Below are 7135 nucleotides of genomic sequence, written 5' to 3'. Positions count from 1 at the left end.
TCTCAATTAAATAGTAGTACGTTACTATCTAGTCGGAACTATTATAAAGAGCTTGAAGGAATAATGAAGGAAATAGCAGAGTTATTGCTGCCAAACCAATTGTTGAACCAAAAGAAAAGTTCCATTTTAAGTGGATTTCGATTTCGGAAGTCAGAAAATTAAGTAGAGGTGAAGAAAGATGCAAAAATTTATTATAGGTGCTGCCTCATTATTATTATTTGTTGGTTGTTTATTCTTAATGACAGATATGATTATTGGAGATACAACACACACAGATAATAAGTCTGCATTAGAACGTGCTGGAAGTACAGCAATGGATAAAGCCGTAAAAGTAGGTGTTTTGCGAGCACAAGAAGAAATTGCTATTGACACAGAAATTGCAAAGAAAGAATTTGAAAAGTCTTATAAACAAAATGCAACATTTAAGGACCCTGCATCAAAACGAGAGTTTTCTGCACATGCCGTACAAGAGCAACCTGCAATGATTGCGGTTGAAGGAGAAGCCGAAGCTGCTAGTTATACTAAACAATTTGATGAAAAGAAAGGCAGCATTAAGAGTAACGCAAAACACATATATATTTATGAAGCAGATTCTGACAACAAGAAAGCTGGAGGAAACGTGAAATAAATAAGAAAAAGTAGGTGTGTAAGAAATGCAAAATACAGTAACAACAGCGCTTTTTCTAACGCTTTCTTTATTATTGATAACTCTTATACCAGAAGGTGTACTGTATGGAATGCAGTTAGTAAAGGCACATGATTTTGCTTCTAGTACAGTAGAGTTAGCAGAGCAAACAGGTGGTTTTCAGTACACATATGAAGGAAAAAACGTAAATCTAATTCCTGATATAGAGAAGAAAATGAAAGAGCAGAATATGGATGGATGGAAATATGAATATACTAAAGGGCGCGTAGATCATAATCAGCCATTAAATTTTAAGGTAAAAGCTGAACATCACTTCTTTATTTTTAAAATGATAGGGATTGATAGTGTGAAAGCACCAATATGGGCTAATAAAGATGGAATGGGACAAATCTATTTCCGTTGAAAATATAAATATGTATAAAAAGAGGTAAAAACTATACTGAAAAGTGTAGTTTTTTTACTAGAAATAAATATTTATAAATAAATATATAAAAATACTTTACAAGCCTATTTCTATATGGCAATATTTTCCATATAGAACAGCGGTTATAAAAAAACGCTAATTAATTAATTTATATGTTAAAGTATCTGGATTTTATGTTTAATTTAGGTACAATAAAAGAATCTATGAAAAAACTAATATATTTGGAGGAACAAACAATGGCAAACAAATTTTTAAAAACAGCAACAGCATTAACAATTATGGGTACATCATTACTAGGAGCAGGAGCATTTACTGCTAAGGCTGATAACACAGATTCACTAAAGTTCAATGATGTCCCAGCAAATCACTGGTCTACAAAAGCAATTTATGATTTAACAAACCGTAAAGTAGTGCAAGGGTACGGAAATAATATCTTTGGCTTTGGTGACAATGTAACTCGTGGGCAAGTTGCTCGTATGATTTATATGTACGTTAAGCCAGCAGATGCAGATGCTAGCTTCAAAAATCCTTTTACTGATATTAAAGGACACTTGTTTGAAAAAGAAATCAGAGCACTTGCTAAAGCAGGACTTGTAAATGGATTTGGTGATGGAAAATATGGTCCAGATGATATTTTAACTCGTGAACAAATGGCACAAGTACTTACAAATGCTTTCAAATTCAAAGCTACTAAGACAACATCGTTTACTGACATTGATAAAAACTCATGGGCATTAAAAGCAATTAGTGCATTAGAAGAAAATGGCGTTACTATTGGTACAGGAGGTAATATGTATTCACCATATACACATGTAACCCGTGAACAATATAGCCAATTCTTATATAACTCTATTAATGCAGTAGAAAAAGAAACAAAACCAGAAGTGAAACCAGATCCAAAACCTGAAGAAAAACCAGAAGTGAAACCAGATCCAAAACCTGAAGAAAAACCAGAAGTGAAGCCAGACCCGAAACCTGAAGAAAAACCAGAAGTGAAGCCAGACCCGAAACCTGAAGAAAAACCAGAAGTGAAGCCAGATCCAAAACCTGAAGAAAAACCAGAAGTGAAGCCAGATCCAAAACCTGAAGAAAAACCAGAAGTGAAGCCAGATCCAAAACCTGAAGAAAAACCAGAAGTGAAGCCAGATCCAAAACCTGAAGAAAAACCAGAAGTGAAGCCAGATCCAAAACCTGAAACAAAACCAGAGGTTCCAGAGGGGCTAGATGTAGATCTTGTACAACCAGATTTTAAATATCACCCAGAGGGATTAAAGAATTCTAATATTCAACCGCATTTAACATTAGAAGCACAAAATCTTGTGAAAGAAATTAATAAAAAATATAATACAAACCTTAAATATAAAGATTTACAGGGTAGCGTACATATGATGGATACAGGTATGTATTATCCAGAGGGATCATATATTGGTGGTCAATTTGTAGTTTACGGTGATAAAAATGATCTCGACCTTACATTTTTAGATAATAACCCAGCAACTGTAGAGTTAACAAAACGATGGATTACCTATGTAACTGGATTAAATTTAGATAAAGAAATTCAGGAAACAGTAGATGCAGATTCAATTAATAATTATGAAAAGGGAAATTATAAAATTCGTGTGGGTCAAACTATGGTAAAAGATATGATGTATGTTCAAATTAAAGCAAATTAATGTTACAATATAAATATAACTTTAAAACCAAATATGATATTTAATAAAGATACGGAAAGGACACACCTAACGTACCAGCCATGGTATAGGTGTGTCCTTTTTTATATTCTAGGAGGAAAATACAATGAAATTAAAGAGAAATTTATTATTAACGCTATGTACTTCAACGATGCTAATGGTTCCAAATATAGTAAGTGCAAAAAATGCTGATGTCCCTTTTTATAATGGAAAGGATGATACGCTTATTTCATCAAATTATTTGCAAATGCCAGGTAAGTTTTTTCGTCCTGGGAGTGGATTTGAGCCAGGAAAAACATTGTATAAAGCTGATGTACATTATCCAGCAGTCTATAATGGTTCTTTTAATTGGGATAATCCAAGGGAAAATTTAGTGCAAAGTGAAGATAGTTCAGAAGCTTTTATTCGTATTGCTAATGAAGGTTATTTTAATAGTTCAGTTGTTGTTGGTGATAGGATGGTAACCGAAATTGAACGTGTAAATTCATCTGTTATTAAAGATAAATATTGGGGGAATCCAGATTTTGTTTTAAATAATATGATGCACCATAGACTTCTTGGTTCTATTACATCAAAAAATATGGGAGAGTTTTATTGGATTAGAGACATAGCCTATCTTTCTGGTGGATACGCAGGGGCTGGTGGTGTAGAAGGTGTGAATAGGTATAGCTTGTGGTATGTACGTACAAATAAACCTGAAATAAAAGATTTTAAAGCCAAGAGTGGAAAAAAAGATGTCCCTGTTAAATTTACATTTAACGGTTTTGAGTATGTAAGTAAAAATAAAGGATACAATGACCGAGATCCTAATGGAACAACAGTTAATCCTTATCAAAAAGCTGCTGGAGAACGGAACAGGGTTAAATGGATGTTAGATATTACAAAAGATGGCGAAACAGTGTCTTATCAAGAAAATTATCTGCGTTCAAATCCGCAAAAAGATAATCAAAAACTCAATGAAGGTGATGCAGGGCAATTTAAGTCAGAAGAACTAAAGTGGCAGCCACAAATGTGTGGTCGATATACTGCGAAAATTAAAGTCCTTGATGCTGTTCAGAGGGAATCAAACGAGAAAATTGTTGATTTCACCATAGATGGTAACTGTGGTACTGAAGTAACACCTAACCCAGATCCAGGAGATGAAGATGATTTTAAATATAAAATTGATTTCTCTGCTGACCGAATTGAAGGAGAGACAGCAAGAGAAGGAAAGAATATCCAAACAAGAGTAGATGTATCACGTGATAATTTTAAACCAGAGCGTGATCAATATAGAGCAAAGGTAAACAACAATATTAATAAATCGCAACAAGAAGTAAATAGTTCTGAATCGGAGAGAGATAGCGCTCAATCTAGTCTAAGTTATTGTCGCCGTAATCCAATTCATGAGGTAGATGCCGAGGGAAAGGATCATTACATTGATAGAGACTGCTCTTGGGAAGAAAATAAACTAGATAGTGCAGCAAGTAAGCTAGATAATGCAAGACAGAAGCTCGAAAAAGAGAAGAATAAAATTAAAAAGTTAGATGTATTAGAAGAAAAATATACGAATCCTGAAACAGTAGTTGTGTTAAAACATAACGGACAACAAGTAGCTTTACAAAAGGTAAGATTAACTGAGGGAGAAAAGAAAACACTAAACTTGGATTGGCAACATAAAGGGAAGGGAACCATTCAGGCGGAAATTAACCCTGCTGGTAATCGTATAGATATAGAAGAAACCACATACAAAAATAATCCTATTAAAACAGCAATTTATGAACCTTCAAGAGAAAAGGCAATGTGTGGAGTAACGAGTGTAAAAGGTGTAGTAGAAACAGTAAGCGAACGTGTGTCGAAAGAAGATACAGCGGGAGAAATGTTCTATGAAACATTAAGTGGAAGTATTGATAATCTATCACCTTCTAAACTTCATAGTGGCTATGGCTTTTCGTATCAAGTAAATGGAACATATAAAAATCAGTGGAATGAAAGTTATCCTGGTGTTTTTACAGCAGCAACGGCACAATATCCATTTGCAGATGAAGGGCTAAAAACAACACAAGATTTAGAGGCAATCTCTAATACTGGATTAGCATCAAGATTCCAACCTAAAAATATGTATATGTCTGAAATAACAGGACATGTTTTCGATAGCAAAAGACCAACTAAGTCTCTATATTGGGATGGTCAAGAAAAAATTATTGATGGCCAACGTAAATGGTATGCGCCATTAAAAACGAAAGATGGGAAATATGCATTCAATGTTGAAACAAAACCAGCAGGTGTAAATGAAATGAGCTTGTGCCTGACAAGTGAGGTAGAAATTAAAGGGGTCGCATACGATGACTTTAAAAAGAGAAGGGTGCTTGCAGATCTTCCATTTCCTGTGCAAACACCAGGATGGAACTGGGTTGGAAAGGAACATATTATTACTGATTTATCAAACTGGTACTATATGAAGAATAGAAAATAGTCAAGTAGTATTGTATAATAGGTTGAATCGACACAATAATATATCCATCTTAAATTAGTAGCTGAATGGATAAACCAAAGGCACATTCCTTAATGGGATGTGCCTTTTTTTCATAGAAAGGGGAAATTAGAGTGGATAAAAAGAAAAAACAACGTGTTAGACGTGTAATTATTATGGGGGTTGTCGCAATGATTGTATCGCTATACATTGGAAGCGAATTTCAGGATCGGAATGGGAAGAGTTATGCTCCAGCAAAGTATTTTGAAACAGGAACAAAATTGATTTCGTATTAAAAGTATTTTGTTTTATTTCACTAACTATAGTGGATGAATGTACATGACATGTACTATAGTTGGTGTTATAATATGTGTAGAAGTATTACAAAGATAGTTTTTGCATAAACTAATAAAGACGAAGTGCTGCTAACACTTCGCCTTATGTAACTGCTACCGCAAGGTGGATGGTTGCTAAAAAAGAGTTTGTTTTTTCTTAGAATCACCCTTCAAACGCTTGCCGGCATTGTGGGTGGTTCTTTTCGTTTTTCGTCGCTTTTTTTGTGTTTGTTTCCAAGACGTTGATAGGGATTTCCCTACTCGTTTTGCTACAAATACAGCGACTTCTCTAGCAATTACTTTCAAAATTTCAATTGCTATCATGAAAAGTATATCCATTCGATCACCTCCTTTCTCCATAAAATGAAAGAGAAAGGATAGCAACCGACCACCCTGAAATATTCAGTTACGTTATATTAATTATACCATATTTATAGTTGGGTTAACACCTTAAAAACCTTGATATGACAACGTTTTTAAGGTTTTTTAAGTTTTGGGATCAGAGATTTGAAATGGTAAAAACAATATTTTTTTTAGAAATGATTGACATGAAACTCTATATATCATAATATTGAAATTGTAATATTAAAGAAATCAAATCCAACATTTTCATATAGACTTTAGATTAGCTAAAAGGACACACCTAAGGCGCATTATGCCATAGGTGTGTCCTTTTTTTGCGTTTAAAGGCTACATAAGGAGGAATACAAACATTGAAGCCATCTAAGTTTCAAAAGAAGCAGATTGCTGCGGTAGGTTTAGCCGCTGCAACAGTAGCGGGTATCTATGGATACAATCATTTTGCAGTCGAAAATGCAGTAAAACCAACAAAGATCGTTGTAGCCGCAAAGGATATACCTGCACATACAGAGATTAAAGAAGACATGCTAGTGGAACGAACATTACCTGGTGATGCCATTCCACCAAATGCATTACGTGTAAATAAAAAAGAGGTTGTAGGTAAGTGGACAAATGATGGGCAGCCCATTACAGAAAATAGCTATCTCTTTAAAAACAAAGTAGTAAAGAAAGAAGAGTTACCGGACTCTGCTATTTTAAATTTGAAAGATGGAGAGGTTGCTTTCCCGTTACTCGTTGATTTGGAAACAAGTTCAGGGAATAGTATTATCCCAAATACGTATGTGGACTTGTATTTCAAACAAGTTGTTAAAGAAGGAGACAATGAGAAGGTTGTTTTTGGTGGTCTGTTCCAACGTGTACGTGTTACGGCTGCAAAAGATAGCAATACAGAAGATGCATTTGTGTTAGAAAAGAAAGAATCAAAAGAGGAACAAGAAGGAAAACAAAAGCCAAAAGTAACGCGATTATATACACTGGCTGTTTCACCTGAACAACTTCAATATCTAAACCGTGCGAAAACGCTTGGAGATGTCATTCCAGTTGCAGTTGGACAAAAAGTAGAACAAACAGGGAAAGAACTAGAACCTGCTGAAGGATTCTCGCAAATATCTGATCAAAAGAACATTTTAGACTATGTAGAGAAGCATTCGACCAATCCCATATCTAAAAACGTAAAAGAGTATGTAGCGCAGTATCTGAACGAATCTAAGTAAGAAAGGAGTTTTT

General features: G+C 34.4%; 7 protein-coding genes. 6 read left to right on the top strand and 1 reads right to left on the bottom strand.

Annotated elements, in window-relative coordinates; genetic code table 11:
- The first annotated feature begins 178 nt into the window (after nt 1-178).
- From C4S65_RS22885 to C4S65_RS34580, 5 genes are all read left to right on the top strand, one after another.
- A complete protein-coding gene (locus tag C4S65_RS22885; protein ID WP_103945485.1) occupies nt 179-628 on the top strand; it encodes a hypothetical protein in 450 nt (149 codons plus the stop codon).
- A 25-nt stretch (nt 629-653) separates the two neighbouring features.
- Nucleotides 654-1049, top strand: a complete 396-nt coding sequence (locus C4S65_RS22880; protein ID WP_103945484.1) for a DUF4320 family protein — start codon at nt 654-656, stop codon at nt 1047-1049.
- A gap of 257 nt (nt 1050-1306) precedes the next feature.
- Nucleotides 1307-2743 carry an S-layer homology domain-containing protein gene (locus C4S65_RS22875; protein ID WP_258043883.1) on the top strand — a complete coding sequence of 479 codons (1437 nt, stop codon included), beginning with the start codon at nt 1307-1309 and terminating at the stop codon, nt 2741-2743.
- A 124-nt stretch (nt 2744-2867) separates the two neighbouring features.
- Nucleotides 2868-5216, top strand: coding sequence for a hypothetical protein (locus C4S65_RS22870; RefSeq protein WP_103945482.1), 2349 nt, complete (start codon nt 2868-2870; stop codon nt 5214-5216).
- A gap of 131 nt (nt 5217-5347) precedes the next feature.
- Nucleotides 5348-5509: a hypothetical protein gene (locus C4S65_RS34580; RefSeq protein ID WP_162900602.1), complete on the top strand. Its 162-nt coding sequence runs from the start codon at nt 5348-5350 to the stop codon at nt 5507-5509.
- A 174-nt stretch (nt 5510-5683) separates the two neighbouring features.
- On the opposite strand, the gene C4S65_RS22865 is transcribed toward C4S65_RS34580, so the two are convergent.
- Nucleotides 5684-5887, bottom strand: coding sequence for a hypothetical protein (locus tag C4S65_RS22865; protein ID WP_103945481.1), 204 nt, complete (start codon nt 5885-5887; stop codon nt 5684-5686).
- A gap of 374 nt (nt 5888-6261) precedes the next feature.
- Here C4S65_RS22865 and cpaB point away from each other — a divergent pair, with 374 nt between their 5' ends.
- Nucleotides 6262-7122 carry a Flp pilus assembly protein CpaB gene (gene cpaB / locus C4S65_RS22860; RefSeq protein ID WP_103945480.1) on the top strand — a complete coding sequence of 287 codons (861 nt, stop codon included), beginning with the start codon at nt 6262-6264 and terminating at the stop codon, nt 7120-7122.
- Nucleotides 7123-7135 lie beyond the last annotated feature (13 nt).

The organism is Bacillus sp. ok061 (assembly GCF_900108285.1).
GTDB classification, from domain to species: Bacteria; Bacillota; Bacilli; order Bacillales; family Bacillaceae_G; genus Bacillus_A; species Bacillus_A thuringiensis_S.
The sequence above is the reverse complement of the archived record's forward strand: the minus strand, read 5'-3'. Positions and strand labels throughout refer to the sequence as shown.

Bases quoted from the DNA above. Each gene is read 5' to 3' on its own strand.
- C4S65_RS22885 (WP_103945485.1), top strand. From the start codon at position 179: ATGCAAAAATTTATTATAGGTGCTGCCTCATTATTATTATTTGTTGGT.
- C4S65_RS22880 (WP_103945484.1), top strand. From the start codon at position 654: ATGCAAAATACAGTAACAACAGCGCTTTTTCTAACGCTTTCTTTATTA.
- C4S65_RS22875 (WP_258043883.1), top strand. From the start codon at position 1,307: ATGGCAAACAAATTTTTAAAAACAGCAACAGCATTAACAATTATGGGT.
- C4S65_RS22870 (WP_103945482.1), top strand. From the start codon at position 2,868: ATGAAATTAAAGAGAAATTTATTATTAACGCTATGTACTTCAACGATG.
- C4S65_RS22865 (WP_103945481.1), bottom strand. From the start codon at position 5,887: ATGGATATACTTTTCATGATAGCAATTGAAATTTTGAAAGTAATTGCT.